Source organism: Mesorhizobium sp. (genome assembly GCF_024509055.1).
In the GTDB taxonomy this organism is placed as follows: domain Bacteria; phylum Pseudomonadota; class Alphaproteobacteria; order Rhizobiales; family Rhizobiaceae; genus Mesorhizobium.
This window is the reverse complement of sequence record NZ_JANINM010000235.1, coordinates 15,812-41,050: the sequence shown is the minus strand read 5'-3', so window position 1 is coordinate 41,050 and position 25,239 is coordinate 15,812. Positions and strand designations below refer to the sequence as shown.

Below are 25,239 nucleotides of genomic sequence, written 5' to 3'. Positions count from 1 at the left end.
GCGGGACAGCGCCCCCCTCTGTCCTGCCGGACATCTCCCCCACGAGGGGGGAGATTAGCTGTACCGGCGCCGGCGCGCGCTCTGCAATGTTAGCGACTGGCGGGCAGAAGGAACGCGGCGCGGACGGTCGCGCGACCTGTCTACCAGTTGAACTGCAGCCCCGCATTGCCGCCGACGGCCTTTCCGGCAAAGGCGATGCCCAGCGTTCCCTCGAGCCGGTCGCCGGGGCCTTCGGTCAGCATGGCGGCTCCCGTCAGGCCGACGGCGTTGGCCTGGCCGGCATTGCCCCAGTTGATCCGCAGGCCGAAATGCTCGCCCTGGACAAGGTCTGGAGCGGCAAGGGCCGCGGCGATCGAGGCGTTCTGGAAGGCGCGCGTGATGCGGCCGTCGATGTCGTCGATCTGGCTCTTGAGCGCGGTCTCCCCGGTGACGGTGGTGGTGCCGCCATTGCCGTCGCTGACTTCCTGCTTGGTTATGCCGGTTTCGGCGTTGACGCAGGTATCGGTGCCGGGAATGTAATAATAGTTGGCGCCGTAGATGGAACATACCCTGGCGTAGGAGATCACCGCGGCCGCCGGCCCCGGCAGACCGCAGATCGCGCCGAGCAGCGCGCAGGCTAGGACATATCTCGCTTTGAACATGGCTCCCCCCGGCAGCTCTTACCAGGTGAGCTGCAGGCCGGCGTTGCCGCCGACGGTGCTGTCCGAGAAGGCGACGCCGGCGGCGCCCGCCAGCCGGCCCTTGCCGCCGGGGAAGAAGCCCTCGCCCAGCACGGCCGCGCCGGTGACGCCCATGGCGTTGGCCTGGCCGGCATTGCCCCAGTTGACCCGCACGCCGAAATGCTCGCCCTGCACCAGATTGGGGCCAGCCAGCGCCGAGGCCACCGAGGCGCTCTCGAAGGCGCGCTCGACGCGGTTGTCGATATCGTCCACCTGGCTCGCCAGCGCGGTCTTGCCGTACACGGTGCCATCGGCGCTGGGCGTCCTGGTCTCGCCGGTGTTGGCGTTGATGCAGGTATCGGTCCCCGGGCTGTAGTAATACTGCACGCCATAGAGCGTGCAGACCTTGACATACTCGACCGGCGCCGCCAGCGCCGAGCCTGAAAAGCCGCCAGCCGCGACCAGAAACGCAAACGAAACGATACGGTTGACGCCCCGCATTTTGTCCCTCCGGAATTTGGTGGTTAAGAACCCCCCTGCCGCGAGAGGCGCATGCGCCGGCGCGGCGAGTCAACGCACGCGCGCCGGCAATACCTGACTTTTACTGGGTGCATTCAAATAGCGCCGGAAGCGTTGCAGCAACGCCACATCGAATGACTTGCCAGCAAAGCAAGCCGCCCGGCACACCAAAGAAATATTTTAGAACATTCTAATGCTGGACGGAGATGAAATGCGCCAGCGGCGGCGGGCACCACCAGCCCCGCGCGCGTGCGCGTCGCGCCAGCCGCGGCCTGCGGCCAGACGCATTTCTTTGCGATCAAGCGGAACTCCGCCGAAGGATCTCAGCCCTTGGTTTTCGGCTTGGCGGCCTTGGCTGGTTTCTCGGCCTTGGCGGGCTTCTCCGCCTTTGCGGCCTTGGGCTTCTCTGCCTTGGCGGCAGCGACTTTCTTGGTGGCCTTGGCCTTCGGCTTCTTCTCGGCGTCGATCTCGGCAGTCGCCTGGTCCCAATGGTCCATATGCGCGCCTTCGGGCCGGCCGGCCTGTTCCCATATTTCATGCGCCCGCCGGCGAATGCGTTCCTGCCTGTCGTCCGTCACTGTCGCCTCCTAAGGTTGGGACCGATCCCCCGAAGAGCAAACATTAGCGGAATTTTCAGGCGGCGTCTCGGGGTGCCGGACGCGCGTTTTGAGCGGCCGGAGCGATGCCGGGAGAGGCAGGATGCGGCAACCTCTCTCAGTGAGCGTCCGAGACGACAGCCACTCCCAGATGCGCCGCCTTCTTGGCGATAAGTCCGGCCAGATCGGCATCGGAGCGGTCGGTTCCGCAGCGCTCGCGCAGCAGCGCGATCGCCTGCGTCATCGACAGCAGGCCGGTCCTGTGCTCGGCCAGCAGCCTATCGACATGCTGGGTTATATTGGGTGTTTCGACATGCGGATGATGCATGGCCGCGCCTCCTTCCGGGCGCCTTCTGCGTGCCGTCCGCAGTATATCACGCTTTACATGGACGGCACGCAGATAAGCCGACACCCTCCCGCCCACGGGCGGGAGGATCAGGCTCGCAAGCGCTGGCTTACTGGATCACCTGGATGACCCGACGCGTACCGGGATCGATCAGCACGGTGTGGTCGTTCACGACCGCGTAGCGGTACTTGACGTCCGGCACCTGCTGCAATTCGACGGTATCCGGCACCGTCGAGCCAACGCCGAGCTCGAGGCCGAGCACGTTGACCGAGGCGATCGGATGCTTGTGCACATATTCCTTCACGACTGTCTGCTGCTCGGGAGTGACGATCACTTCGTCAGCGGCCGCGAAACCAACGCCGGCGATCAGAGCCAGACCGGCGAGAGCGGGAATGAGAGTGGTCTTCATTGTAAGTCTCCTGTTTTGTTTTGCGAGCTCCGCCCTGCCTCCGCACAGCGGAAACAACGACAGGTCGAACTTGCGAGCTCCCGGGGCAAACGTCCGCGCCGTACACTTGTTCCGTCAGCATCGCCTAATTGATATTGCCCTGTGGGCGGAACACTTGCCGCGGCTTTGCATTGAAAGACTTTCGCAATGCAGAAAGAGTCCGCACATGAAGGAAGGTTTCGTCAGGAGCGATATCGAGCTCCGCGCCCCGGTGGCGATCGCCGTCGGCGCCGGTTTCAGGCGCGAGATCGCCTCGCTCGCCCAAATGCAGAATTTCCTCAAGGAGTGGCCGCGAGCCACGCGGGGCCAGCTCTATGGCGTTGCCTTGCGCACCTGCGAGGCCGCCCGCGCCGGCCGGATGGAGCCCGACGCGGCACGGCGCGCCTTCCTCAGCTTCGCCGTGGGCGCCGGCATCGCATGGACCGGGGTCGACCCGGTGGCAGCGTTGCGCGACGCCAGGATCAGACGCGTCAGAACCAGGCGCGACGGCCTGGTCCAGCACTGAAAAGATTCTCCGAACCTGAAAACGACAAAGCCCCCCGCGATGCGAGGGGCTTCGATCCCAGGCGGCCAATGGGCCGCAACGCTATGCAGATGAGATCAGCCGGATCTCAACGATTGATCCAACCCACAGCCTGACGTCGCCAACTGCGTTGCGCGCCCTGCCCCGGCGAGCCAGTCAACCATTGTCGACGTGAAGGACGGACTGTCGTCAGATCGGCCTCGTCGGCGCGCCGTCGACCCAAAGGTCGTCAGGCAGGCGGCTTCTGCTGCGACACCGGAACAGCCGCCGTCACCGTGCTCAGCTTCTGGCGCATGGCCAGCGCTGGCTTTTCGTAGACCTTCTTCATCCGAACGCCCCCTGTTGCCGGTTTCCCGTCGCGCAAGATCGGGCGGCGATCGAACCGTTGTCAATCGGCCAGCCCCCGGTCGCCAGGCTTGCGGACGCCGGTGTGTGGCCGATGCGCAACTTTCTTCGCCGCCGCCCGGAAGCGGGTACGGCGAAGGAGTGGGTATCGGATGACGGAGGAGGCCGCTGTCAGTTCAGCGACGATTCGCCGAGCGGTTCGGTGAGGAAGGACGCGGCGATCAAATCGTCCGCGTCAATGCGTAGGGAGCCCTCGCCGCCCCCCATGATGGCCGCGACCTTCTGGAAGGTCTTCATTTCGTGCTCGGTGATCCTGGCATCCTGCATCCTGGCTCTCAGATCGGCGACACGCATCCCGAGCGAACGGGATGTTCCGATTTCTCGTTTCGACATATTAGTTTGCCTCCTCCCCCTTGCCCTATTCGCCGCCGCCCGAAACCGCACCCTGCCCGCCGCTTGTGTCCTCGATGAGGCAGCCTCGACGAGGCGGGGCGGTTCCAGAGGCGGCAACGTCGGCTCGGGCGGAAGGTTCCGTTAGCATATGGTAACAAAATAATACTGCATCCACGCCCGCGACCGGACCCGCCGGCCGGCGAAGCCTGCCGATCCCAACGCCGTCGGGCCCAGGCTGGTTCCTCGAGAAAATGCCGGCGCGCCGACCCCGAAAACGTCCACGGCATTTCGCCAAACAATTTCGGAACAATGGCTTTCAAGCAGGGTTACCCCAGCGAAGGGACCGAATTTCCGAGGAGAAACGCAATGAAACATCTGCTGATCACAAGCATGCTCGCACTAAGCGTCGGTTGCGGCGCAGCAATGGCTCAGAGCGCCCAGACAGGCGGCGACAGCAACTGCGCGTCCGGCCAGACGGACTGCCAGAAGGGCGGCAAGGCCGGCGAACAGGTCCAGGGCAAGGCCAAGGCGGGCGTGCAGGCGCAGGGCAAGGCCGGCGCCAACACGCAGGAACAGGCCCAGGGCAAGGCCAAGGTCAAGACCGACCAGCAGGCCCAGGGCCAGGCGGGCACCGACCAGAACGCCCAGGACAACACCCAGCTGAAGAAGAAGCAGCAGGCCCAGGGCAAGGCCAAGAATGGCACTGAGCAGAATGCCCAGGGCAGCACCAAGATGCAGACCAACCAGCAGGCACAGGGCCAGGCGGGCACCGACCAGAATGCCCAGGACAACACCCAGCTCAAGAAGAAGCAGCAGGCGCAGGGCAGCACCAAGGCGCAGACCAATGAGCAGGCCCAGGGCAAGGCCGGCACCAACACCGAGCAGAACGCCCAGGGCAACGTCGACCAGAACAGCAAGACGGCGTCGATCAACAACGTGACCGTCGAGCAGAAGACCCAGGTCACGCAGATCATCCACGAGACCAAGGTCGAACCTGTTCGCGACGTGAACTTCGACATCTCGGTCGGCATCGAGGTGCCTCGTCAGAGGATCCACCTGCATCGCCTGCCGTCGCGCATCGTCAAGATCGTCCCGGCCTATGAGGGCTATGAATATTTCGTGCTGGCCGACGGGCGGATCGTCATCGTCGACCCGGACAGCTACAGGATCGTGCTGATCCTCACCTGATCGGGACAGCCTCGTAAGAAAAGGCCCGCATCGCTTCCGGCGATGCGGGCCTTTCTTTGCGAGACCCCGAGTCCAGGTTCCCGTGGAAGCAGCGGTTTTGGCGCAGCCCACATTCATCGGCTGGTTGTGGCTGGGGTCGCGGTAGTGGGAGCGCCGGTGGGCTCGCTAGAAGGATAGGGTGGCGGGTCATTCCCTCTCAACCGGCGCTCGTGGCGCTGTTGGGGTTTGGGGCGCCACAAGTACCGTATATGGGGCGAACCGACAGCACTCATCCCTCGATTGCATGACGGCGGGAACAAACCACATGTACTCCGCAGTGGCTGGTGCTAATATAGAATCGGGGAAATGGGGTATTGTTAGCGGGATGCCATATGCCGCCGACATCGAGCGGGTTGAGCAGCATATTCGCGATATCGAAGAGCGGATAACCCACCAGCTTGCGGTGATCGCGCAAGCGGACGAAAGCGGTCTGTCTACAGTCGGTCCAAAAGCTCTCCTGAACTTCCTGAGAGCATCGTTGAGCCTCAGCCGGGATCATCTGGCCCGCTTGATTACGGATGATGCCTTGGAAGGCCGGGCACACGACAACCCCTAATGACGGCTAAGCGCCTCCTGAAGGCGCACCGACGGAGCGAATAACCGACCGCTCACGCCAGGCGTTCTCCTTAGAACCTGATCAGGCCATGCGCCTGCAGGAGGTAAAGGACGCCGAGCCCGATTGCGATCAGCGCGACCCAAATCATCGTTCGGCTCATTTGACGGTCCGCCGCAAAAGAAAGCCCCGCGTTGGCAACTACCGGAACGCGAGGCTGAAAAACAAGACTTCTTAGCGAGCGGATTCGTAACGCACTTTGGCAAGGATGGCGACTTACGGATTTGTAAACCACGAGTCGTGGGCGTTCGCGAGGGTTTCGTGAGCCGGGTCCAGCAGGCAAAAACCGGCGGGAAACGAAGCTATGCATGAAAATCCAAACCCGCCGTCTTGGCGTGCAAGGCGGCGGGTCTGGCCCCCGCCGACGAAGGGACGATCTCGGCGGTAGTGGGAAAAAGCGGGCTTCAGCCGAGCAGGAAGCCGGCGGCGGCAACGACTGCGCCGAGACCGAGCAAAGGCCCGAGAAGCCACCGCGCCTGATACACGCTGCGGTCCATTAGTTCCTCCTGATCAATATTCGGGAAGGGAACGGATCGCCCGCCGCTTGGTTCCTCCAACAAAGGTCCCCCGACCTTAGGTCCCGCCCCGGGCGCGGCCAAAGGCCTACGCAACGGAGGCTACGGCCGCCTTGCGGTCCTCCTGGAAAAGGTGCATGGGTCAAGATGGGTAGAGAAATGGGTGCAATCGTCGACGACCGGCAACGGTCGCGGCGTTGGGTTGGGCAAATGTATTTTCCGCAGTTTCTTGTGGGAATGGCAGCAACGCTCCTGGTGGTGCTCGGCTGGACTTACGCGTCCACCGGATCGATGCTGGCAGCGTTGGGCTGGACGTTCCTGGCGGGCGTGGTGCTGCAGGCCGGCTACTTCGTCGCGGTGTTGTGGCTGGTGCACGGCGAGCGCCCCGCAACCGACGAGACCAAGGGCGACATCGGACCAGCGCCGGCGAAGCATCCCGCGCCATTCGAACGGGACGGCATCATCCACGCCCTGCTCGCGTGGCTGTTCCCGGGACTGATGTCCTAGAGCGTTTCAGCGTTTCACGGAAACGCCGAACCGCTCCACCTTTGTGTTTCACGCAATTCCGAACGGAAAACCGTTTCACACTTTTCCTGGAATTGCTCTGAGCCGGATGATCCCGGGTCACATCGACCTGAAATCCGGATCCGGCTCCAAATCAATACAGACAGCGCCCGAGGAACTCAGCGCGCCGCGGCGGACGTCGCCGAACGCTGTGCCTGCGAGGATGAGAAGACCACGACGGCAAAGACCAGCACGCCGGCGGCGACGATCAGCGAGCCGATGCCCAGCACCGGCTCCATGGCGTCGTTGCCATTGGCATATTTCAGGTAAAGCGCCGGCAGCATGACCACCAGGCCGAGCGTGTAGAGGCCGTAATGGATCATGGCGAGGCGACGCTCGGCCTTGGCCGGATTGAGCGCATAGTAGCCGCCGAAGATCGCGCTGGTCACCCAGCCCAGAAGATTGAAGTGGGCATGCGCCGGGAAGGCGCCGTGATCGCCCGAGATCCCCATCTTCAGCCCGATCGCGATGCCGAGGATCAAGAAGATGATGGCGGTCTTGAAGAAAAGTTCCGAAACGCGTGGCATGTTGTCCTCCCGATGCCCTCTGTAAACCCTGCGCACCAAGCCTACACCGCATAAGGCTTATTAGCCATCACGCAGCCGTGAAGGCAGTGGGTTTGGTGTGGATTTCGGGGTTCGGAGGTTCCGCGACGCCAGTCGTCAACGTCGGCGGGACAGCACCCCCCTCTGTCCTGCCGGACATCTCCCCCTCAAGGGGGGGAGATTGGCAGCATCGGCGCCTGCGCTCCCGCTGCGACCTTGGCGATTGGCGAAACCGATTGAGAGCATCATCTCCCCCCTTGAGGGGGAGATGTCCGGCAGGACAGAGGGGGGTGCGCCGGAACGCGGCTGCGGGATGCGTTGCGCCAAAACAAAACGCCGCCGGGAAACCCCGGCGGCGCTGCCGTTCACCCTCTTATGATTTCTGTTACGGCGACATCGCCGCCGCCTCGGCGTCGATCCTGCTGGCCAGCGTGCCCTTGGCCCAGGCGGTGACGGTGGCGTCGACCGGTTTGTTGGACATGGTGCCGAGCGCCTTGCCCAAAGAGGCGTCGTCGGTGCCGACCGCGGCAGCCGCCGCCGCGGCCTGAGCCGCGGCCGCGGCGGCGGTGTCGGTGGAGAGCGTGGCCTGCTCGGCGGTGATCTGGTTCTGGGTGTCGGTGATCTGCTGCGCGAGCGCCGCCTTCTGCGCGGCCGTAAAGCCGGTCTGGTCGGTCGCCTGCAGCGCGGCCAGCTGCGCGGTGAGCGTGCTGATCTTGGCCTGGTCGGCGGCCACCGTGGCGGCGGCAGCCGCGGCCGCGGCCGCGGCGACCTTGGCCTTCGCCGACAGCGTCACGAAGGCCTGGACGGCGGCGAACTTCTTGCTCTTGGAATGCATGTAGGCGTTGATGTTGCGCTGCAACGAGTTCAGCCGGCCGAGCTTGGCGTGGATGTTCCCGCCCGTCGAGGTGTCGGGCGTGGTGTCCGTGGTCGTGCTGGACGTGGTCGTGTTGTCGGCCGTGTCGTCAGCCTTGCTGACCTGCCCCGGAGCCGAGGACGACTTGCCGTGGTCGCCGCTGTTCCCGTTTCCGTTTCCGTTGCCGCCGCCGTTACCATTGCCGTGGCCGGCAAGAGCGGGCGCAGTCGCAAGCGCCACGATGGCAAGCGAGGCCAAGAGGGTTTTACGGATCGTCATAAGATATCTCCTGCGGTGAATCGCCACCTCTGCCCGACCGCTAGGCCGCCTCATATGAGAATTCCCTAATGGCGTGGAGTAACTTTTATGAAAATGCGGTCGCGATGCCGGGAGGAGCCGCGGCAATCCCCGCGAAAGGGCCGGCAATAAGCCTATAACGTTTTGAAAATATTAGTAAAAACAAAGGCCCGACCGGGTTTGGGCCGTTTGCGACAATGAAGACCCATGTCGCGCCGGACCATGGTCCCAATGCCCTGCGATAGAGACGCGAATCCGGACCCTGGCGGACCATGTCTCAATCCGGGACAGAAGCCTTGGCATCCATCTTGCAACGCCCGTCGTGCCGGCTGATCCCGGCCCCGGTCGCGTATCCTGATCGGGTTGTAGGCTCGTCGGGCTCGAGGTTGTTGTTGGGGGCCTCGCCCGGCGAGTTGAGCATTCCATCCGGTTCGAGGAAGCGAATGTTTAGCGACAAAGAAACCCGAGTGGTCGAGGCCTGCCTGCTGGTTGCCGTGCCATTGTCGATCGCGCTGGCGGCGGTTTTTGCCTGGCTCATTCCGTTCTGAGCGGCGCAATTCGCCCGCGAGCACGGCCCGGTCAACGGCGGCCTTCGCCAGATCCGACGAAACAGATCGCCAGCCTCGACCCGGGCCGCCTAGTTGACCAGCGGCACGTTCACGGTGGTCGAGTAGTTGATCGGGTAGTTGCTGAAATAGGGGAAGTTGATGACGTACGAGTAGGTCGCGGTCACATGCGCCATGCGGAAGCCGTTGCTCGCCGGATCGGTCGCGATGGTGACATTGATGTTCTGCAGGCCGAGCGACTGCAATTTCTGCGTGGCGATCGACTGGATGGCGGACTGGCTCAGCGTGTTGTTGAGCTGCAGCGAGCGCGCGGACGCCTCCAGCGTGTAGCGCACGCTGGAGTCCGCATTCATCGACCAGCCGAAGGCGAAGACGCCGAACAGCAGCATGATGAGGAGCGGCGCGACCAGCGCGAACTCCAGCGCGGCGCCGCCGGAGATGTTCCCGGCAAACGATCTTGCGGCTCTATCTCTTTGTTCCGGCGGAAAACCGCTGCGCACTCTTGCTGCAATTGCTCTCTTGCCTGTCGCAATTGCGGACGGAAAACCGCTGCGCACTTTTCCTGCAATTGCTTTAACGCACACGGACCACCTGCTGATGGCTGATCGCGGTGTTGCTCGGGAAGACGCCGAAGATGAAAGGCGGGGTCCATGTGCCCGACGCCTGGATCTGGACATAGACCGACGGGGACTTCAAGTTGGAGCAAATGGTCGTCGAGGTGACCACGGTGGTTCCGCATTGATAGATGCGGGTGATGGTCACCTGGGCGTCGGCGGGTGGGTTTTGCCAGCTCGACAGCCCCGCGGCCTGGGTGGCGCTGTCGTTGGTGGCGCCGGCCATGACCATGTTCGCCGCCGTCTTCACCCCGGCGCGCATCGACAGCGAACTGGTGACATAGGACCAGCCGTCCAGGATGCCGAGCAGCGCCGCGCACAGGACGGGCACAACCATCGCGAATTCCACCGCGGCGATGCCCGCCCGGTCGTACCAGAGCCGGATCAATCGGCGGGCCATTCGCGTCATTCGACGATCGCGACCGCCTGGGCCGCGGGAATATCCTTCATCCCGAGGCTCGAGCAGTTCTGGTTGATGGTGGAATTGCCGGACCACAGGATGGTGTCGGCCACGACCTGCGTGCAGCCGCTCTGGCCCGAGAAGTTGCCGAGATAGCTGACCTGCTGCGTCGGCAGATAGATCGCGCCGGTCAGCGAGGACGCCGCCGTGCCGTTGAAGGTGCTCGCGGCGCCGCTGCCGGTTCGGTCGCCATAGAACAGCACGCCGGAATAGGTGCCCGAGGTCGGCGCGCTAAGGTTGACCGTGGCGTTGCCGTTGATGCTGATCGACGTACTGCCGGCCATGAAGATGGTCACGCCGGTGCAGGGCGAGGCGCAGGTGACCACCGCGTTGGCGTTGATCTTCAGATTGCCTTGCAGGACATAAACACCGGAAGAAAGCGCGACATTGCCGCTTAGGCTCAAGCCGCTGCAGTAGGTGCCTGCAGTCAGTGTCGATTTGTTGGTGTTCTCGCACTTGCTGCCGGCCGCGGGCGTCGGCAGGCCGGCATAGGGATCGGCGGCGGGCAGCGCCTGGGTGATGGGAGCACTGCACACCATGGGCACCGGATTGCTCAGCGAAACGCCGCCGGCCGTGATGAGGCAGTCGGCCTGGAGCGACGCCGAGCCCTGCACCTTGATGGCGCTGGAGGAATTCGAATTCGCCATCACCGAGCAGCCGGTGAGCTTGACGCTGGTGTTGCCTGAGAACAGCGCCGCCTGCGAGGCGGTCGGGTCAAGCGCCAGCACGCAGGCCTTCGAGGCGTTGGTTATGAGCGCCACCGCCCTCGCCTGCTGCGGAACCTTGCCCTGCAGGAAGATCGAGGTGAAGACCCGGTCGAGGTTCTGGTTGAGGATGACCTCGACGGCGTTGTTGGCCGTGTTCGGGCCGCTGGTCGGCGGCACGTTGACGACGATGGTGCCAGACCCCAGGCCGTTGGTGGTGGCGGACTGCGTCGCCGTCGTCACGATGGTCGGCGTGTCGGAGCCGTTGATCTTTTCGATGGCGCCGGCATAGGCGGCGGCATCCGCGGTCGACTGCAGCTTCAGGCTCGAATAGTACCAATAAGACGTCTCGACGCCGAGCCCGGCGCCCCCGACCACGACCGGCAAGGTCATGGCAAAGATGATGGCGACGTTGCCGCCCTTGCCTTTCATCAGGCTGTTGACGGCAAGCCGTCGCAAGATACGGCCGAATAGTTCCATGGCGCAGCATGCCCAAGCTAACCCAACGCGCATGGAGCACTGGCGGAATAAACGAATGGCTAATTTTTTCGCTCGACTTGCGCTCTTCGGACCCAAGAGACGGCCTTGCCAGCCTTACGCCGGGAGCTATCGGACTTTAGGCCTATGCTACTTCTGACATTGGTCTTAATTCGCGGATAATGTTACTATTTTAGCATTTGCGAATCTTATTCTTTTTGGAAATGAGCCATAGAGGCGGCAGGCGTATCCCTTTGGCGATACCGGGTGAAGGGTGCCGCCATGATTGGACGCTTCTGGACTTCGACGCAGGGCAATTTCGCGATCGCGACGGCGGTCGCGGTGGTGCCGCTCGTGCTGGCCGTGGCCGGCGCCGTCGACCTCGTGGGCACCAGCGACGATGCCGCCCAGTTGCAGAACTCGCTCGATGCGGCAGGCCTCGCCATCGGGACCAAGTACCAGGCCAGCATGACTGCCAGCGACGTGCAGCAGCTCGGCCTCAATTTCTTCAGCGCCAACATGAGCGTCGGCAATGCACAGGAATATGCCGGCAGCGTCGCCGGCTTCCAGGCCACCGCCAGCGGCGACCCGAGCGGCTACACCGTTTCGGTGTCTTCCAGCGTCAACCGGGCGAGCTTCGTCGGCACTCTGGCCTCATGGCAGGCGACGCGCTCGTCCTCGGTAAAGGTCATGCCGGGCGCCGAGGCCTGCGTGCTCGCGCTCGACCCGAGCGCCAGCGCCGCCGTCAACCTGCAAGGCTCGACCAATGTCGCGATGACCGGCTGCGTCATCGCCGCCAATTCCAGCTCGTCCAGCGCCATCAGCCGGGGCGGCTCGGCACAGGTCAGCGCCGCATGCATGTCGACGGTCGGCTCGACCTCGGGCATCACCGCGCCTAACGCCACGCTCGCCTGCGGCGCGCCGCTCACCGGCCAGTATGCCTCCTTCGATCCGCTGGCCAATGTGGTGCCTCCCGCCTATGGCACCTGCCAGTCAATTCCCAACGGCAAGACCATCACGCTCTCGCCCGGCACTTATTGCGACAAGACCATCTCGGGAAACATCACGCTCAACCCGGGCATCTACATCATGCGCAACGTCACCATCAAGCCGGGCGGCAATGGCAGCCTGACCGGTATCGGCGTGACGATCTTCCTGATGGAAAGCTCGCAACTCTACATCAACGCCAACGAGGTGGTGAACCTGTCGCCGCCATCCAGCGGGCCCTATGCCGGCATCACCATTTTCCAGGACCACGGCAACACGTCGGCGCTGACGATCAATGGCGGATCCGGCTCGGTGGTCAGCGGCTTCATCTACGCCCCCGACGCGGCCATCACCTATGCCGGCAATTCCAACATGAGCGCGGCCGGCAGTTGCCTGCGGCTGGTGGCCGACACCGTGACGATGACCGGAAACTCCAACGTCAAATCGGATTGCGCCGCCGAGCTCGGCAGCCGTGAGATGTATGCCAGCCGGTCGATCACGCTGGTGAAGTAAGGAGTTGATCTCGCCCCTCGAGGGGCGAGATCAGATGGCGCTCACGATGTCGGCGCCCGGCTGCTCGTCGAAGAGCACGGCCCAGCCGCGCTCGAGCGCGACCTGGGTCAGCGCGTTGGCCGCAGCCTCGTCCGAAGAGACGAAGTCGCCAGTCAGGACACGCAATTCCTCGACGGCTTTAGACATTGAGACGACCGAGCCGGCGGCGCGACCGCTCGCGCAAGCCTCGACGGCACAAAGAAGATCGATGAGTTCGAAGTTGTCCACGGTGGCCTCCGCCAGCGCCATCCCTTCGTCTATTCAACGGCGCTGCCGGCCGGTTGGTTCCGCGCGACCGATCCCGGCCGCGGCCGCGCGGGCGCCAGCCTGAGGTTGAAGTGGTTCGGCAGGCAAGGCTCCAGGCAACTCCCGCCTATAGACCCCGTGATGGTCCGGTCGTGCGGCAGCGGGATCACCATCCGCGCCTCGCGGTGGGGAAAGAGCGGCCTGCCGAAGAGGAGGAAGATGCCGACGAGGACGGTTGCCAGCAGCAGGAAAGCGAAGATGTCCGCGATGATCTTGCCGGGCTGCATGCAGCGCTCCTTGGAAAGCAATTCCAGGAAGGCCATTCCGGGACTGCATCGAAACGAACGGGGCCCGGCGGAGCCGAGGCACCCAGGAGGTGCCCGCCACGTCGAAGGAAATGGCGGGCACTCCATTGGTGAACCGCCGATGAAGGGACTTTGCTCGACGGCATGTGTGCCAATGAACGGGAGCCGCGCTGGTTTCTAAAAAAATGCCCGGTCGGGCCTCTGCGCCGGGGGTACCGACTTCGGTCCCAAGGCTCGATCCGACCGTGGCCCGAGGGCGGGAACATTCGCGATCCGCCGCCGTTGGCCAGCGGTCGAAATCATCGAGAAGGAGAGGAAATCATGTCCGATGGACCAACCGTGGTGAACACCGGCGGCGGCGGTAGCGGCACCGCGATCGCGATCATCCTCGCGATCGTCGCGATCGTGGTGCTGCTGTTCTTTACCGGCATCATCAATATCGGCGGCGGCGGCGGCTCGAATGTCAACGTCAAGGTCGACGCGCCGAAGATCGAGGCCCCGAAGGCCAGCGCCCCGAAGGCGGACACGCCGCCGGCGCCGGCGAAGCCATCGGTGCCGGCGGCTCCGGCTCCAGGCCCCGCGCCGGCTCCCGCCAGCGGCGGCTGACGCAACAAGTCAAGGTGGAGGGTGTTGAAGGCCGCCCGTTCCACCTGGGCCCGCGCACGCCACGAAAGCGCGGGCCCCTTCTTGGAGCGGCTCCGCCTTTGCTGCAAAGCGTCGAGCCGCTCCAAGTATCTTCCCCCGCAAGCACGATCGATCAGTCGTCCAGTTCCATCGGCCGATGCTCGGGCTGCTGATGCCAGAGGACCTGACGGTAATCAGTCAGCTCGACCACCTGGCTGCAGACCGGGCAGAGATAGTGGTCGCAGCATTGCCGCAGCGCCGGAGGACCGCGGCGGACAGCCACGGCCGGCGGCGGCGCATCGGTCTTGGGATATTGTTGAAGCATGGGTTCCTCCCTGTTTTCGGTCGATTGCCCTTCGCCCTGAAAGCCTCCCCTTCCCGACGCGCGGCCCGACAGGCGGCGCGCGTCCGGCTGCGGGATCGTCGTGATGGGATTGCGGCTGCGGAAGCTGCGACGAGGTATCGCCCGGATCGGTTGCCGAGGGTGCATCGAATTCTCCCTTTCGGGCGAGAACGGATGGTCCCTCAACCATCGTCGTGCCAGCGCGGGAATAGGAAATCACCGGACGTGGCCGCGGCGCATTAACTTTCGATAAGACGCGGCAAAAATCCGCGCGCCTGGCAAGCCGAGGCGTATGCCTCCCGCGGCGTCCGCTTGAATGTATCGCAGGGATGCGCGAATATGGCGCGCGCCCGCCACGCGATATGAGCACCAATGAAGCCGACGAAAAAGGCACCGCCTTTCGTGCCGACCGAGTTTCACGTAAGCACGGTCGAGGATGACGAGGGCGCTCTTTGCATCCTCTCTATACAGACCGCGCAAGGGCTGTTGGATATCGCGCTGGATGGGCCAGCTGCCAATGCCATCCTGAAGGCGATAGGCTCGATCAAGACGAAGCTGGCAACGGCCTAAAGGAAAGCCCGGTCTCGCAAACCTGTGTTGGGAACGCGGGCCAATCGGGGAGGAATAGCCCCTCCCCGGCTTGCATCACTTCCGTGACGCTTTGGCGAAAACCTCGTTAGGCCAGACCAGCCTGTCGCCAAGCATCAACCGGTAGCGGTCATCCAGGCTCGGGATGATCGTCTGTGCCTCGCGCAGCGTATGGAAGACAGCGATTGCCACGGTTGATCCATCGTCTTCGATGCGCTCCAGCCGGTATGCGTCACGACGCTCCGGTTTGTTGTCCTCAATCACCCGATACTCCCCAGGGGAGTCACGCTAGCCGCCTTTGATGACGATTTCGTGATCAGCCGAGGCCCCAGGAGGTGTCCGGCTGCGGGATCGTCGTGATGGGATTGCGGCTGCGGAAGCTGAGACGAGGTATCGCCCGGATGGGTTGCCGAGGGTGCATCGGATTCTCCCGTTCGGGCGAGAACGGATGGTCCCTCAACCATCGTCATGCCAGCGCGGGAGCAGCAAATCACCGGTCGTTGCCGCGGCGCATTAACTTTCGATAAGACGCGGCAAAAATCCGCGAGCCTGGCAAGCCGATATTATATTAGTAATTACTCATAACAAGGCGTATGACTCCCACGGCGGTCGCCGACGATCGCAGCGTCAGGCTCCGCTTGAACAAGGGAGGATGACATGGCCGAAGCCGCGGTGAAGGTCACCAAATTCGAATCCAAGTCGCACAACAGCCCCGACGAGGTCCGCTCGCCGGCCAAGACGCGCGTCGAGATCGTGCGCCTGCCGGGATACACGCTGGGGCGAATGAACCTCGAGCCGGGCTGGAGATGGTCGGAATGCGTGAAGCCTGTGGTCAAGACCGACAGTTGCCAGGTCTCGCATGTCGGCTACGTCGTCTCGGGCCGGCTCACCGTCAAGCTCGAAGACGGCACGCAAAAGACATTCGAGTCCGGCATGTCCTACACCATCCCGCCCGGCCATGACGCCTGGGTCGAAGGCGGCCAGCCGTTCCAGTGCATAGAAGTGCTGAGCGCGGAAGAATACGCCAGGCCGGCTTAGGCAGGTCGTTCTCCCGAGGCTTGCGGTATGCAACCGGCGCTACAGTCACCGGTTGCGTACTCGCTCGTCCGGCTTGACAGCAGACCGCTTTTGTTCTCTTAATGTTCCGTAAACATCCCTTGCAACAGATACCGCTAATGCAGCAATGCCGCGAAGCGGATGGGAGCGGAGCGCGCGATGCTTGCCCCGGACGCTTCGGCCGCGACCATTCTGCATGCCGATCTCGACGCCTTCTACGCCTCGGTCGAGCAGCTGCTCGACCCTTCGCTGCGCGGCAAGCCGATCGCGGTCGGCGGCGGCGTGGTGCTGGCGGCCTCCTATGAAGCCAAGGCCTTCGGCGTGCGCGGCGGCATGCCGGGACGCAAGGCGCGCGAACTCTGCCCGCAGCTGATTTTCGTCGGCGGCCATTTTTCCGACTACCAGCGGCTCGGCGACGCCGCGATCCGCGTGCTCGACGATTTCACGCCGGTGGTCGAGCGCATTTCCATCGACGAAGCCTTCGCCGACGTCGCGGGCTGCACGCATCTGTTCGGGCCGCCGGACGAGATCGCCCGGACGATCCGCCATCGCGTCAAGGCCGAGCTCGGCCTGCCGATCTCGATCGGCGTGGCGCGCACCAAGCACCTCGCCAAGATCGCCTCGCAGGTGGCCAAGCCCGACGGGCTGGTGGTGGTCGCGCCCGGCACCGAGCTCGCCTTCCTGCACGATTTGCCGGTGTCGCTGATGTGGGGCGTCGGCCCGGCGACGAAGGCGCGGCTCGCCGAAATCGGCGTCGAGACCATCGGGCAGCTGGCGCGCACCCATAGCGGGGCGCTGGAGCGGCTGATTGGCCACGCCGCCGGCCAGAAGCTGGCGGCACTCGCCTGGAACCGCGACCCGCGAAGGCTGGAGACGCACCGCCGCGCGATCTCGGCCGGCGCGCAGTCGGCGCTCGGCCGCAAGCCGGCGCTGGCGCGCGTCTTCGTGCCGACGCTGCTGCACCTGGCCGACCGCGTCGCCAGCCGCCTGCGCGCCAAGGCGCGGCCGGGCCGCACGGTAACGGTGCGCGTGCGCTTCGCCGACATGCGCGCGGTCTCGCGCTCGGTGACGCTGGAGCAGCCGATTTCGGCCACCGCGATGCTGGCCGAAATCGCCGAGGAGCTGGTGCGCGGCGTGCTTGCCGCCAATCCCGGCGAACACGAAATCTCGCTGCTCGCCATCTCGGTCTCGCATCTGGAGGAAAGCGCCGCCCTGCAACTCGAACTGCCGCTCGGCCTCGCCGACGAGAAGCGCAAGCCCGGCAGCCGCAAGGGCCTCGCCCGCTTCGGCGCCGACCGCGCCATCGACAAGATCCGCGAACGCTTCGGCCGCGAGGCCGTAGGATACGGCACCGTGGCGCTGGAAGGCCCGCGCTCGGTGCCGGACGGGTTCAGGGAGTTGGCGGAGAAGGAGCTGTGAGGGCCCTCCTCTCGAGGGGGTCCCAATGGACCGCCAACAGTCCATAAGCTAACGTTTGCAAATTACAGCTCGCCAGAACAGGCCTCCCCAAATGGAGCTCCCGCTCGCCCAAGGTCTTCTCCCGGACTATCCATGCGGCGAACGGACAGTCGTTTTGTTCGTGGCAAGCGTTATTGGGCTCAGCTGCTTTTGCGCGCTTTTCTTCTGGCTCTCGCGGATGCTTCCGCCAATGACATGGGAGTCGAGCGGCCGCTTTGGGCGCGTGGCCTATTTGGACGACCTGCCCCAGAACCAGAACTCCTCATGGCATCCCGATCCCAAAACCGCAGGATCGGCGCCCGTTGGATTGTTCGCGCTTTCCATTCTCATAGCGTCGCTCGTTCCACCTTTTTCCCACTCCCTGCTCAGTATCGTCGCCACCGACACGTCGATCATCGGCACCAGCTGCTACATGGCGAGCACGGAGCGAGATGTCTTCGACCGCGCCGAGGCCCATATCACCTACCGGTATGACTACGGCAGGAACCACGGTCGGATCGACTGGCTGGAAGTGCGCCAAGGAAGCAACAGGCCGTTGATCGTATCGCTGAACCGAAACCGATACCTGAACAACTGGGCGCAAATCGCACCGGACGCGATCCGCGAATATCGCGCACAGCCGGATTGACAGAGGCCACATGACGGTCAGCCTGGACCGCCGAACTAGCGCGCCCTCGCCCATTTGCGCAGGCGCGCGGTCGCGTCGCGGGTGATGACGCCGCCATGGCCGAAGCCGACGGCGTCGAATGAAAGACCGGCGAGCCTGGCCTGGCTTGCGCGACCGTCCGCAAGGTTCTCGAAGCCGAGCGGGTCGCCGAGCCCCATGACGTTCATGAACACGTCGGCCGCGAACAGCATGCGTCCCGGCCGCCAGAGCAAGGCGACCTGCCCCGCGCAGTGGCCGGGAACGTGGATGACGTCGATGCCGCCGGCGATCGGCAAGGTTGTCCCGTCAACCAGGGGTTCGTCGATGGCGACGGGGGCCAGCCGTTCGTTGTGATCGTAGAGCACCCGGCACAAGACCCGCCGCAGCATGCCGGGCGCCGGCGCCATCGGCCGGAACGGGCCGCCCGTCTCGGCCAGCGGGATATCCGCCTCGTGCAAATAGGTCCGCGCGCCGGTTTCGCGCACGATCGCGGCGGCGCTGCCGATGTGATCGGGATGGCCGTGGGTGAGGATCAGATGCTTCAGCTGGTCCGGCGTGCGGCCGAGCGCGCGGATGGCCGTGAAGACGGCGGCCTCCTTGTCCGGGAAACCGGCGTCGATCAGCGCCAGCCCGTCCTCTGCCTCGATCAGGTAGGCGTTTGCATTTCCCATGGGGACGACATGCACGCCGTCGATAATGCGCTTGATAGCCATAGCCAACGCTCCCAGTTAGGTTTACACTGTACACATGGCAGGATGTTTACACTGTAAACGGAGACATGGCAAGTGGATGCGCAGGCAGGACTTCGAGAGACGCTGATCGTGGAAGCATTGAGGATGCTGGAGGCCGGAAGCGAGGAACCCACGCTGCGCGCGGTGGCTCGGGCCGCGGGCGTATCGGCCATGGCGCCCTACCGGCACTTTCCGGACAAGGCCGGCCTGATGGCCGCCGTCGCCAATCGCGGTTTCGAAATGCTGCGCGACATGCTGGCCGTCGCCGACGACAGGCCCGATCCCCGCGACGCCCTGTTCGCGCAGGGCATGGCCTTCATCGACTTCGCGCGGGCAAACCCGGCGCTGTTCCGGCTGATGTACAGCCATCAATACGGCCAGGCGGGCACAGATGCGGTCCGGGCTTCCTACGACGTCCTGGCCGCGCGCGTGGCCGGCATCGTGCCCGCCAACGCCGTCGCCGCCGCCACGCTTGCCTGCCGGTCGCTGGTGCAAGGCATGGCGACGATAGAACTGAGCGGCAGGCTGGCGCCGGCGAAACCCGACGATATTGCGGTTGCGCTAAGGCTGTTCGTGTCGGGATTGGGCGCGAGGTCGGCGTAAGGAGCTAAGGAACGCGGCCCTTCATTTCGTCATCCCTGGGCAAAGCAAGGAGCGAAGCGACGCGCACAGACCCTGGGATCCATGCCGTGCCCTGCGAGCGTTGCAACGGTGCAGAATTCTGACAAGCCGCATATTTCGGCCGCCGTCACGGCATGGATCCTCGGGTCAAGCCCGAGGATGACGAAGCGCTGGCGGCGCCTGCGCCTAAAAAACTTCCGCGCTCATGTCGGATCGGCCGTGGCCCGTTCGTCCTAGGCGTGTAAAAACGGCAACCACACGGAGAGAAACGATATGCCCGGCACCGTCCGCCTGCACCGCGTCCTGACGACCAAGCCCGAAAAGATCTACCGCGCCTTCATCGAGGCCGACGCGCTGGCCAAGTGGCTTCCGCCGAACGGTTTCACCTGCACGGTCCATCACCTGGAGGCCAAGGTCGGCGGCACGTTCAGGATGTCGTTCCGCAACTTCACCACGGGCGAAGGCCACGTCTTCGGCGGCGAATATGTCGAGCTCGCCCCTGGCGAGCGCATCCGCTACACCGACAAGTTCGACGACCCCAACCTGCCCGGCGAGATGCAGGTGACGGTGACGCTGAAGAAGGTCTCCGTCGGCACCGAGGTCGAGATCACCCAGGCCGGCATTCCCGACCTCATCCCGGTCGAGGCCTGCTATCTCGGCTGGCAGGAATCGCTGCGCAATCTCGCCAAGCTCGTCGAGCCGGAGATCAATCAGTAGGGCGTCGCGGCTGAGGAACGCGTCGGTCGAACGACGGCACCAGCGCACAGATGGCCAGTTTCCTTGACTCGGCCAACGCTTTCGTCATCCTCGGGCTTGACCCGAGGATCCATGCCGTGACGCCGGACGAGGTATGCGGCTTGTCAGAATTCCGCACCGTTGCAACGCTCATGGGTCACGGCATGGATCCTAGGGTCTGCGCGCGTCGCTCCGCTCCTTGCTTCGCCCTAGGATGACGAAGCGTTGTGCTGTGCTTCTCAACGCTTCGCTCCACCACTGCGCTATGAGAGAAAATAATCGCGGCTGGTCGGGATCGGGTTGGGCATGAACCAGCGTCCCTGCCAGTCCGGCGTCAGCTTGAGGAAGCCGCCAGAGTTGGCGACCGGGGGCTTGCCGGTGTCAATCAGCGACTGGCGCAGGCTGTCGGAGAGTTTCGCCCGCATCAGATAGTGGTCGTAGACGTCCAGCACATGGATCGCGTAGGCGATGGCGAGCGGCTGGTTGCCGCGGATGATGAGCAGGTTCTCGTCGTTCTGGTAGGACGCCTTGTAGCCGAAGTTGTGGCTGCCGGTGACGACCGTGCAGGCCTCGCTGTCCAGCGGATCGATGACGATGATCTTGTCGTGGATGATGGCCGGGCCGGCCGACAGCAGCTCCGGTTGCAGGGGGCCGGTCGGCACGGTGACGGCGGCGGCGCGGATGATCGCGATGCGGCTGGTGTCGCCGCCCGGCCACCAGACCGCCGGCGCCGGCAATTTCTGCGTCGTTCCGTCGGGCGCCGTGTAGGTGGTGGGCTGGCCGGCCTTGGCCGGCGGCGGCAGCGCCTTGGGGTCGCTGACCGCCCCCTGGACCAGGAGGTCGGAGCGCGCGGCGGCAAGCTTGGCCGCCTCGCCGATGATGTTCTGCACGCCGTTGTAGCCGGGCAGGAAAGCCAGGAACAGGATGGCGTGGCTGGCGTGCTCCATCAGCGAATAGACCCGGCTGAGGTCGACGGGCGTGGGCGAGTTGAGGTTCTTCGTCTTGGCCTTGGTGTTGGGCGAGAACAGCACTTCCACCGTGCCGCCGCCGGCAAGCGTGTCGGCCGGTGCCGGCGTCGCGTTCGCGGCGCGCAGCGTCGCGCCCTGCACGCCGCTGTTCGGGGCGAAGCCCTGCAGCGGCTTGTTGCGGTAGGTGATGTCCAGTTCCTCGCCGGCGGGCTGCGGATCGTCCAGCAGGCGCTTCCAATAGTCCAGATAATGCCCGGCGACCCGCTCGTCCTCGATGATGATGACGTTGTTGGACTGTGTGCAGAGACCCGTCGAGGTCCAGTTCGTGCTGCCGGCGAGGACGGATTTCGCAACGCCGCCCTCGACATAGACGGCGAACTTGTTGTGGCCGATATGCGCCGTGTTGTTGAACAGCCTGTCCTCTACATTAGCCGCCGAGGCCGCGTGTAGGCCGGCCCGCGCCGGGTGGTTCTCGGTGTCCCAGACGACGGGTTGCTTCTGTCCGGCGGGCGTCCCGCGCGGATTGGGATCGACATCGCCCGCCGTCGACAGGATGACATGCGCCTTTCCGGCCGCCGTCAGCTTGGTCAGCCGGTCGATGAGCTGCGGGTCATGCAGCTCGTAGAGCGCCAAATAGAGCTCGCCGTCGCCCTGTTCGGCGCGGTCGATCATCGACAGCAGGAAGCCGAGCACGTCGGCGGTGAGGAACATCCTGATCGGATCGTCCTGCGCGGGGATGTGGTCCTGCAGCGTCTTCAACAGGCCGGTGGTGTAGCTCGGGGCCGGCCCGGCGGCCAAGCCCTGCGACGCGCTCGCCTGCGCCGCTTTCAGCTGCTGCAACAGGTTCTGCGTGGACAGGATGCCGTTGGTGTAGGTGGCGCGCACGCCATCATAATCATGGGTGACGTCGATCGCCGGCGTCACAATTGCGTCGCCGAGCGCGGCCAGCGGATGCTGCGGCCCGCCATAGCGGGGATTGCCCTTGTCATCGAGATAGGGCGCCGTCGGCGAGGCCGGCAGCGCCGCGCGCCCTGGGCCGGCGAGGCCGACCGGCGTGATCTCGTAATGGACGCGGAAATCGATCGGCCGCACCTTGGCCGTGTCGCGCGAGCGGCGCAGCGTCAGGTCGCGCCATTCATATTGCTGGATCGGCCAGACCGAACTGTCCTGGTCCAGCCAGTCCGGATTCGTCTGGTCGGTGAAACCGATCCAGGTGGGCAGCAGCCGACGCTGCCCCGCGTCCTCGCCCGTCTCGTGCACGCGCGTGATCATGAAACCGAGGCAGTCGGGGATCGGCCCGTCCGCCTGCCATGAAAGATACGCCACCTCGCCATTGCACCACGCACCCGCGTTGATCAGCTTCGCCATGCTCCGCTCTCCCACAGCAAGAAACAGTCTTCTATGATTATTACTCTTTCAGGATAGTCTTATAATTTCGCCGGCAAAAATATTCATTCACCGGTCTTCAAATCATTCCACGTCAATTACTTCTGTTATTATGCTTGCAGTTTTCGCCAGCAACAACATGTGACCCACTTCACAGTTTGCTGATGAAATTTCCGCGCCCGCGGGCGAAGCGCTTCGCGTGAATCCATGCGAACGCGGTGTGTCTTCGGCGCGGCGGGACAGCACCCCCTCTGTCCTGCCGGACATCTCCCCCTCAAGAGGGGAGATCGGCAGTTCCGCCGCTTTCGCCACCCCTGCTTGGCGCAATCCAATCCGGTTCATGCCTTGCCCTGTCCATGCTAACAGAGGCGCCTTCAACAATTCCAACGAATGGATCGGGACATGGCGGACAAGGTAGCTCTGGTGACGGCGGGCGGCAGCGGCATGGGGGCGGCGGCGGCAAAGCGGCTGGCGGCGGACGGGTTCAAGGTCGGCGTGCTCTCCTCATCCGGCAAGGGCGAGGCGCTGGGCCAGGAGCTCGGCGGCTTCGGCGTCACCGGCTCCAACCAGTCGAATGACGACCTGAAGCGCCTGACCGATGGCGCGCTGGAGCGCTGGGGCCGCATCGACGTGCTGGTCAACAGCGCCGGCCACGGGCCGCGCGCGCAGATCATCGAGATCAGCGACGAGGACTGGCACAAGGGCATCGACACCTATTTCCTCAATGTGGTGCGCCCGACCCGGCTGGTGACGCCGGTGATGCAGAAGCAGAAGTCTGGCGCGATCATCAACATCTCGACCGCCTGGGTGTCGGAGCCGAGCGCAATGTTCCCGACCTCGGCCGTGGCTCGCGCGGGGCTCGCCGCCTTCACCAAGATCTTCGCCGACACCTACGCGGCCGACAACATCCGCATCAACAACGTGCTGCCGGGCTGGATCGACAGCCTGCCCAAGACCGAGGAGCGCCGCGACAGCGTGCCGATGAAGCGCTACGGCACTTCGGAAGAGGTCGCGGCGACGATTTCCTTCCTGGCCTCGGACGGCGCGGCCTACATCACGGGACAGAGCCTGCGCGTCGACGGCGGACTGATACGCAGCGTGTGAGCGGCGGCAACGCCGCGCCCGCGAAGCTGGAGCGGTTTGTCGTTTGCGCGAAACGATGAACCGCCCGGTTCCCGGACCTGCCTAGGATTGCGGGCAGCCGCAGACCTCGCGGTTATAGCCCGGCACGCAATGATACGAGCCGCCATGCGGGCAACCGAACAGCAATGAGTGGACGGCGGACGCCACGGCCGCCAGGAACAGCAGCGCCGCCGTCCCGAGAATGATTTTCTTCACGACCGCCTCCGACCCGCGAGCGGGTCGGATGATAGCACGTTGCGGCGGGCTCGCGAACCTGGACGCGAGCGCCGGTGGTGGGTCAGTTTGAAACTTCCATGCCGTTACGGCATCGGACTTCGGTTCCGCTGAATTGACTCGTGGCTGCACATTTTTGGGTGTATCGTTCCCGGGTCGCCCGTACCCAATAGAGGCAAGCGGACGCTTGGAAGCGAATAGCATGCTTTCGCCCCGATGAGGGAGACGAGCATGTCGGTTTACGGTGTGGCGGATTCCGCCCAACTTGCCGTTCTTGCAAAGGCTCTGAACGACTACTGCGCAAGGCATCCTGTCGAGTGCAAGGATCAAAACGGCCGGGAACGGATCGGACGCAGGATCATGTGCCTGTTCGGTCAGGGAATAATCGACCCGGTGGAACTTTCAAACCGGCTCAGGCGGGCAGGCTAGGCTGGCAACAACTAGCCATGCTGGGTAGTCCGGCCCGTGAATCCTGTGTCACCAGTTGATAAGCGAGCCGGGCTATTCAGCCGCCAGGCGAGTATGGCATGCGCTTCCGCCTGTCTCCGGACAGGGCATAGGCGAAAGCGGCTGTTGTGATCGGGGCGAGATTTCAAGCTGACCCGCTACCCGAGCGTCACCCAATTGCTCTAGTCGTCGGTTTCACCGGTCGTGGTGGTGGACGAACCGCCCTCGGTCTCGGTGTCGGACCCGCCGGTACCGGTCGTCCCCGTGCCAGTGCCAGTGCCGGTTGTGCCGCCATTGCCTTCGCCCTGGTCGTCGTTGTCGTCGCCCTGGTCGTCCTGGTGGCCGCCGGTGGTACCACCAGTCGTGCCACCGGTCGTGCCGCCGCTGCTGCCGTGGCTGTCGCCGCCATCGTGGTCGCCGCCATCATGGTCGCCGCCACCATTGCCGCCATTGCCACCTTCGCCGCCACCGCCGCCGCTACCGCCATTGCCGCCGTTTCCGCCCTCGGACTCCGCGTGGGCGGCCGCCGGCACCAGCTTGGCCGCGCCATCGAGCGTCAGGTGGTAGGGGGCGAAGGTGAGCACCAGTGCCGTGGAGGCGCGCAGCGCGAGCCAGGCAAGCCGATTGAAGGGAAGTCTGGTCATCGATCATCTCCTCGTCGTCGTGGCCGCGTCGTTCCGGCCAGTGGCGCGCCCTTGAATCGGCGCGGAAAGCGGCCGAACAATTGTCCTCTTGCTGCCTCGTCGGAAGCGGCCCACGACCCCTGCCCAGCACGGTCGGACCTTTTTGGCGCCGTGCGGGGACCATGGTCGCATGGATCGGCTCAGCCTTGGACCGGAGCCGGCGCGATTGCCGTGAAAAGCTTTACAAGCGCTTAACCAAGTGTTTGGAAATGTTTATGTTTCTTCGCTCTTGCCACGATGGAT

At 64.4% G+C, this 25,239-nt stretch carries 33 protein-coding genes; 14 read left to right on the top strand and 19 right to left on the bottom strand.

All coding sequences use genetic code 11. The features are described 5' to 3' along the window. Nucleotides 1-140 precede the first annotated feature (140 nt). From Q0L57_RS11655 to Q0L57_RS11635, 5 genes are all read right to left on the bottom strand, one after another. Nucleotides 141-641, bottom strand: a complete 501-nt coding sequence (locus tag Q0L57_RS11655; RefSeq protein ID WP_296742756.1) for a porin — start codon at nt 639-641, stop codon at nt 141-143. Nucleotides 642-659: 18 nt separating this feature from the next. Then, on the bottom strand, nt 660-1,160 hold the full coding sequence (locus Q0L57_RS11650; RefSeq protein WP_296742754.1) for a porin: 501 nt from the start codon (nt 1,158-1,160) through the stop codon (nt 660-662). A gap of 341 nt (nt 1,161-1,501) precedes the next feature. After that, entirely contained in the window at nt 1,502-1,756 is a 255-nt protein-coding gene (locus tag Q0L57_RS11645) for a DUF2934 domain-containing protein (protein WP_296742753.1), read from the bottom strand. Nucleotides 1,757-1,892: 136 nt separating this feature from the next. Continuing rightward, nucleotides 1,893-2,102, bottom strand: a complete 210-nt coding sequence (locus Q0L57_RS11640) for a hypothetical protein (RefSeq protein WP_296742752.1) — start codon at nt 2,100-2,102, stop codon at nt 1,893-1,895. A 127-nt stretch (nt 2,103-2,229) separates the two neighbouring features. Continuing rightward, complete coding sequence (locus Q0L57_RS11635; RefSeq protein WP_296742749.1) at nt 2,230-2,529, bottom strand: DUF1236 domain-containing protein; 300 nt, start codon at nt 2,527-2,529, stop codon at nt 2,230-2,232. Nucleotides 2,530-2,734: 205 nt separating this feature from the next. On the opposite strand from Q0L57_RS11635, the gene Q0L57_RS11630 reads away from it, so the two are divergent. Then, complete coding sequence (locus Q0L57_RS11630; protein ID WP_296742746.1) at nt 2,735-3,073, top strand: DUF982 domain-containing protein; 339 nt, start codon at nt 2,735-2,737, stop codon at nt 3,071-3,073. Nucleotides 3,074-3,607: 534 nt separating this feature from the next. Here the strand turns inward: Q0L57_RS11630 and Q0L57_RS11625 are convergent. Continuing rightward, nucleotides 3,608-3,829, bottom strand: a complete 222-nt coding sequence (locus Q0L57_RS11625; RefSeq protein ID WP_296742744.1) for a hypothetical protein — start codon at nt 3,827-3,829, stop codon at nt 3,608-3,610. 366 nt (nt 3,830-4,195) lie between these two features. Between Q0L57_RS11625 and Q0L57_RS11620 the strand changes: the two genes are divergently transcribed. The 3 genes from Q0L57_RS11620 to Q0L57_RS11610 all read left to right on the top strand — a co-directional run bounded on the left by Q0L57_RS11620 (nt 4,196) and on the right by Q0L57_RS11610 (nt 6,691). Next, nucleotides 4,196-5,017 (top strand): DUF1236 domain-containing protein, encoded by an 822-nt coding sequence (locus tag Q0L57_RS11620; protein ID WP_296742742.1) that lies wholly within the window; start codon nt 4,196-4,198, stop codon nt 5,015-5,017. A 304-nt stretch (nt 5,018-5,321) separates the two neighbouring features. Continuing rightward, entirely contained in the window at nt 5,322-5,612 is a 291-nt protein-coding gene (locus Q0L57_RS11615) for a hypothetical protein (RefSeq protein WP_296742741.1), read from the top strand. A gap of 809 nt (nt 5,613-6,421) precedes the next feature. Continuing rightward, nucleotides 6,422-6,691, top strand: a complete 270-nt coding sequence (locus Q0L57_RS11610) for an exopolysaccharide production repressor protein (RefSeq protein WP_296742739.1) — start codon at nt 6,422-6,424, stop codon at nt 6,689-6,691. A gap of 176 nt (nt 6,692-6,867) precedes the next feature. Here the strand turns inward: Q0L57_RS11610 and Q0L57_RS11605 are convergent, their stop codons facing one another. The 5 genes from Q0L57_RS11605 to Q0L57_RS11585 all read right to left on the bottom strand — a co-directional run bounded on the left by Q0L57_RS11605 (nt 6,868) and on the right by Q0L57_RS11585 (nt 11,219). Beyond that, nucleotides 6,868-7,275 (bottom strand): hypothetical protein, encoded by a 408-nt coding sequence (locus Q0L57_RS11605; protein ID WP_296742737.1) that lies wholly within the window; start codon nt 7,273-7,275, stop codon nt 6,868-6,870. Between the two features lie 403 nt (nt 7,276-7,678). Then, nucleotides 7,679-8,425: a hypothetical protein gene (locus Q0L57_RS11600; RefSeq protein ID WP_296742736.1), complete on the bottom strand. Its 747-nt coding sequence runs from the start codon at nt 8,423-8,425 to the stop codon at nt 7,679-7,681. Between the two features lie 655 nt (nt 8,426-9,080). Then, nucleotides 9,081-9,509 (bottom strand): TadE/TadG family type IV pilus assembly protein, encoded by a 429-nt coding sequence (locus tag Q0L57_RS11595; RefSeq protein WP_296742734.1) that lies wholly within the window; start codon nt 9,507-9,509, stop codon nt 9,081-9,083. Nucleotides 9,510-9,582: 73 nt separating this feature from the next. Beyond that, a complete protein-coding gene (locus tag Q0L57_RS11590) occupies nt 9,583-10,032 on the bottom strand; it encodes a TadE/TadG family type IV pilus assembly protein (protein WP_296742732.1) in 450 nt (149 codons plus the stop codon). Then, nucleotides 10,029-11,219, bottom strand: a complete 1,191-nt coding sequence (locus Q0L57_RS11585) for a pilus assembly protein TadG-related protein (RefSeq protein ID WP_296742758.1) — start codon at nt 11,217-11,219, stop codon at nt 10,029-10,031. Before Q0L57_RS11585 ends, Q0L57_RS11590 begins: the two co-directional genes overlap by 4 nt. A gap of 327 nt (nt 11,220-11,546) precedes the next feature. Between Q0L57_RS11585 and Q0L57_RS11580 the strand changes: the two genes are divergently transcribed. After that, nucleotides 11,547-12,764: a pilus assembly protein TadG-related protein gene (locus tag Q0L57_RS11580; RefSeq protein WP_296742731.1), complete on the top strand. Its 1,218-nt coding sequence runs from the start codon at nt 11,547-11,549 to the stop codon at nt 12,762-12,764. A 30-nt stretch (nt 12,765-12,794) separates the two neighbouring features. Here the strand turns inward: Q0L57_RS11580 and Q0L57_RS11575 are convergent, their stop codons facing one another. Together Q0L57_RS11575 and Q0L57_RS11570 are read right to left on the bottom strand one after the other, a co-directional pair. Continuing rightward, nucleotides 12,795-13,031 (bottom strand): hypothetical protein, encoded by a 237-nt coding sequence (locus Q0L57_RS11575; RefSeq protein WP_296742729.1) that lies wholly within the window; start codon nt 13,029-13,031, stop codon nt 12,795-12,797. A gap of 29 nt (nt 13,032-13,060) precedes the next feature. Then, entirely contained in the window at nt 13,061-13,372 is a 312-nt protein-coding gene (locus tag Q0L57_RS11570) for a hypothetical protein (RefSeq protein ID WP_296742727.1), read from the bottom strand. 303 nt (nt 13,373-13,675) lie between these two features. On the opposite strand from Q0L57_RS11570, the gene Q0L57_RS11565 reads away from it, so the two are divergent. Further along, nucleotides 13,676-13,960, top strand: a complete 285-nt coding sequence (locus Q0L57_RS11565; RefSeq protein WP_296742725.1) for a hypothetical protein — start codon at nt 13,676-13,678, stop codon at nt 13,958-13,960. Between the two features lie 151 nt (nt 13,961-14,111). Here the strand turns inward: Q0L57_RS11565 and Q0L57_RS11560 are convergent, their stop codons facing one another. Beyond that, a complete protein-coding gene (locus Q0L57_RS11560; RefSeq protein ID WP_296742723.1) occupies nt 14,112-14,303 on the bottom strand; it encodes a hypothetical protein in 192 nt (63 codons plus the stop codon). 390 nt (nt 14,304-14,693) lie between these two features. Here Q0L57_RS11560 and Q0L57_RS11555 point away from each other — a divergent pair, with 390 nt between their 5' ends. Next, nucleotides 14,694-14,891 (top strand): hypothetical protein, encoded by a 198-nt coding sequence (locus Q0L57_RS11555; protein ID WP_296742721.1) that lies wholly within the window; start codon nt 14,694-14,696, stop codon nt 14,889-14,891. 75 nt (nt 14,892-14,966) lie between these two features. Here the strand turns inward: Q0L57_RS11555 and Q0L57_RS11550 are convergent, their stop codons facing one another. Beyond that, nucleotides 14,967-15,173, bottom strand: coding sequence for a hypothetical protein (locus Q0L57_RS11550; RefSeq protein WP_296742719.1), 207 nt, complete (start codon nt 15,171-15,173; stop codon nt 14,967-14,969). Nucleotides 15,174-15,566: 393 nt separating this feature from the next. Here Q0L57_RS11550 and Q0L57_RS11545 point away from each other — a divergent pair, with 393 nt between their 5' ends. The 3 genes from Q0L57_RS11545 to Q0L57_RS11535 all read left to right on the top strand — a co-directional run bounded on the left by Q0L57_RS11545 (nt 15,567) and on the right by Q0L57_RS11535 (nt 18,051). Then, nucleotides 15,567-15,947, top strand: coding sequence for a cupin domain-containing protein (locus Q0L57_RS11545; RefSeq protein WP_296742717.1), 381 nt, complete (start codon nt 15,567-15,569; stop codon nt 15,945-15,947). 177 nt (nt 15,948-16,124) lie between these two features. Next, nucleotides 16,125-17,384 (top strand): DNA polymerase IV, encoded by a 1,260-nt coding sequence (gene dinB / locus Q0L57_RS11540; protein WP_296742716.1) that lies wholly within the window; start codon nt 16,125-16,127, stop codon nt 17,382-17,384. A 229-nt stretch (nt 17,385-17,613) separates the two neighbouring features. Further along, on the top strand, nt 17,614-18,051 hold the full coding sequence (locus Q0L57_RS11535) for a hypothetical protein (RefSeq protein ID WP_296742714.1): 438 nt from the start codon (nt 17,614-17,616) through the stop codon (nt 18,049-18,051). A 35-nt stretch (nt 18,052-18,086) separates the two neighbouring features. Here the strand turns inward: Q0L57_RS11535 and Q0L57_RS11530 are convergent, their stop codons facing one another. Then, the gene (locus tag Q0L57_RS11530) at nt 18,087-18,782 is read right to left on the bottom strand and encodes an MBL fold metallo-hydrolase (RefSeq protein ID WP_296742713.1); all 696 of its coding nucleotides are present in this window, start codon (nt 18,780-18,782) and stop codon (nt 18,087-18,089) included. A gap of 72 nt (nt 18,783-18,854) precedes the next feature. On the opposite strand from Q0L57_RS11530, the gene Q0L57_RS11525 reads away from it, so the two are divergent. After that, the gene (locus Q0L57_RS11525; protein WP_296742711.1) at nt 18,855-19,403 is read left to right on the top strand and encodes a TetR/AcrR family transcriptional regulator; all 549 of its coding nucleotides are present in this window, start codon (nt 18,855-18,857) and stop codon (nt 19,401-19,403) included. 291 nt (nt 19,404-19,694) lie between these two features. Then, nucleotides 19,695-20,138 carry an SRPBCC family protein gene (locus tag Q0L57_RS11520; protein WP_296742708.1) on the top strand — a complete coding sequence of 148 codons (444 nt, stop codon included), beginning with the start codon at nt 19,695-19,697 and terminating at the stop codon, nt 20,136-20,138. Nucleotides 20,139-20,419: 281 nt separating this feature from the next. Here the strand turns inward: Q0L57_RS11520 and Q0L57_RS11515 are convergent, their stop codons facing one another. Then, complete coding sequence (locus Q0L57_RS11515) at nt 20,420-22,492, bottom strand: phospholipase D-like domain-containing protein (protein WP_296742707.1); 2,073 nt, start codon at nt 22,490-22,492, stop codon at nt 20,420-20,422. A 420-nt stretch (nt 22,493-22,912) separates the two neighbouring features. Here Q0L57_RS11515 and Q0L57_RS11510 point away from each other — a divergent pair, with 420 nt between their 5' ends. Then, nucleotides 22,913-23,614, top strand: a complete 702-nt coding sequence (locus tag Q0L57_RS11510) for an SDR family oxidoreductase (RefSeq protein ID WP_296742704.1) — start codon at nt 22,913-22,915, stop codon at nt 23,612-23,614. A gap of 81 nt (nt 23,615-23,695) precedes the next feature. Here Q0L57_RS11510 and Q0L57_RS11505 read toward each other — a convergent pair whose 3' ends face one another. Then, entirely contained in the window at nt 23,696-23,848 is a 153-nt protein-coding gene (locus Q0L57_RS11505; RefSeq protein WP_296742702.1) for a hypothetical protein, read from the bottom strand. Between the two features lie 249 nt (nt 23,849-24,097). Here Q0L57_RS11505 and Q0L57_RS11500 point away from each other — a divergent pair, with 249 nt between their 5' ends. Continuing rightward, nucleotides 24,098-24,295, top strand: coding sequence for a hypothetical protein (locus tag Q0L57_RS11500; protein WP_296742699.1), 198 nt, complete (start codon nt 24,098-24,100; stop codon nt 24,293-24,295). Nucleotides 24,296-24,495: 200 nt separating this feature from the next. Here Q0L57_RS11500 and Q0L57_RS11495 read toward each other — a convergent pair whose 3' ends face one another. Then, complete coding sequence (locus tag Q0L57_RS11495) at nt 24,496-24,957, bottom strand: hypothetical protein (RefSeq protein WP_296742697.1); 462 nt, start codon at nt 24,955-24,957, stop codon at nt 24,496-24,498. Nucleotides 24,958-25,239: the final 282 nt, after the last annotated feature.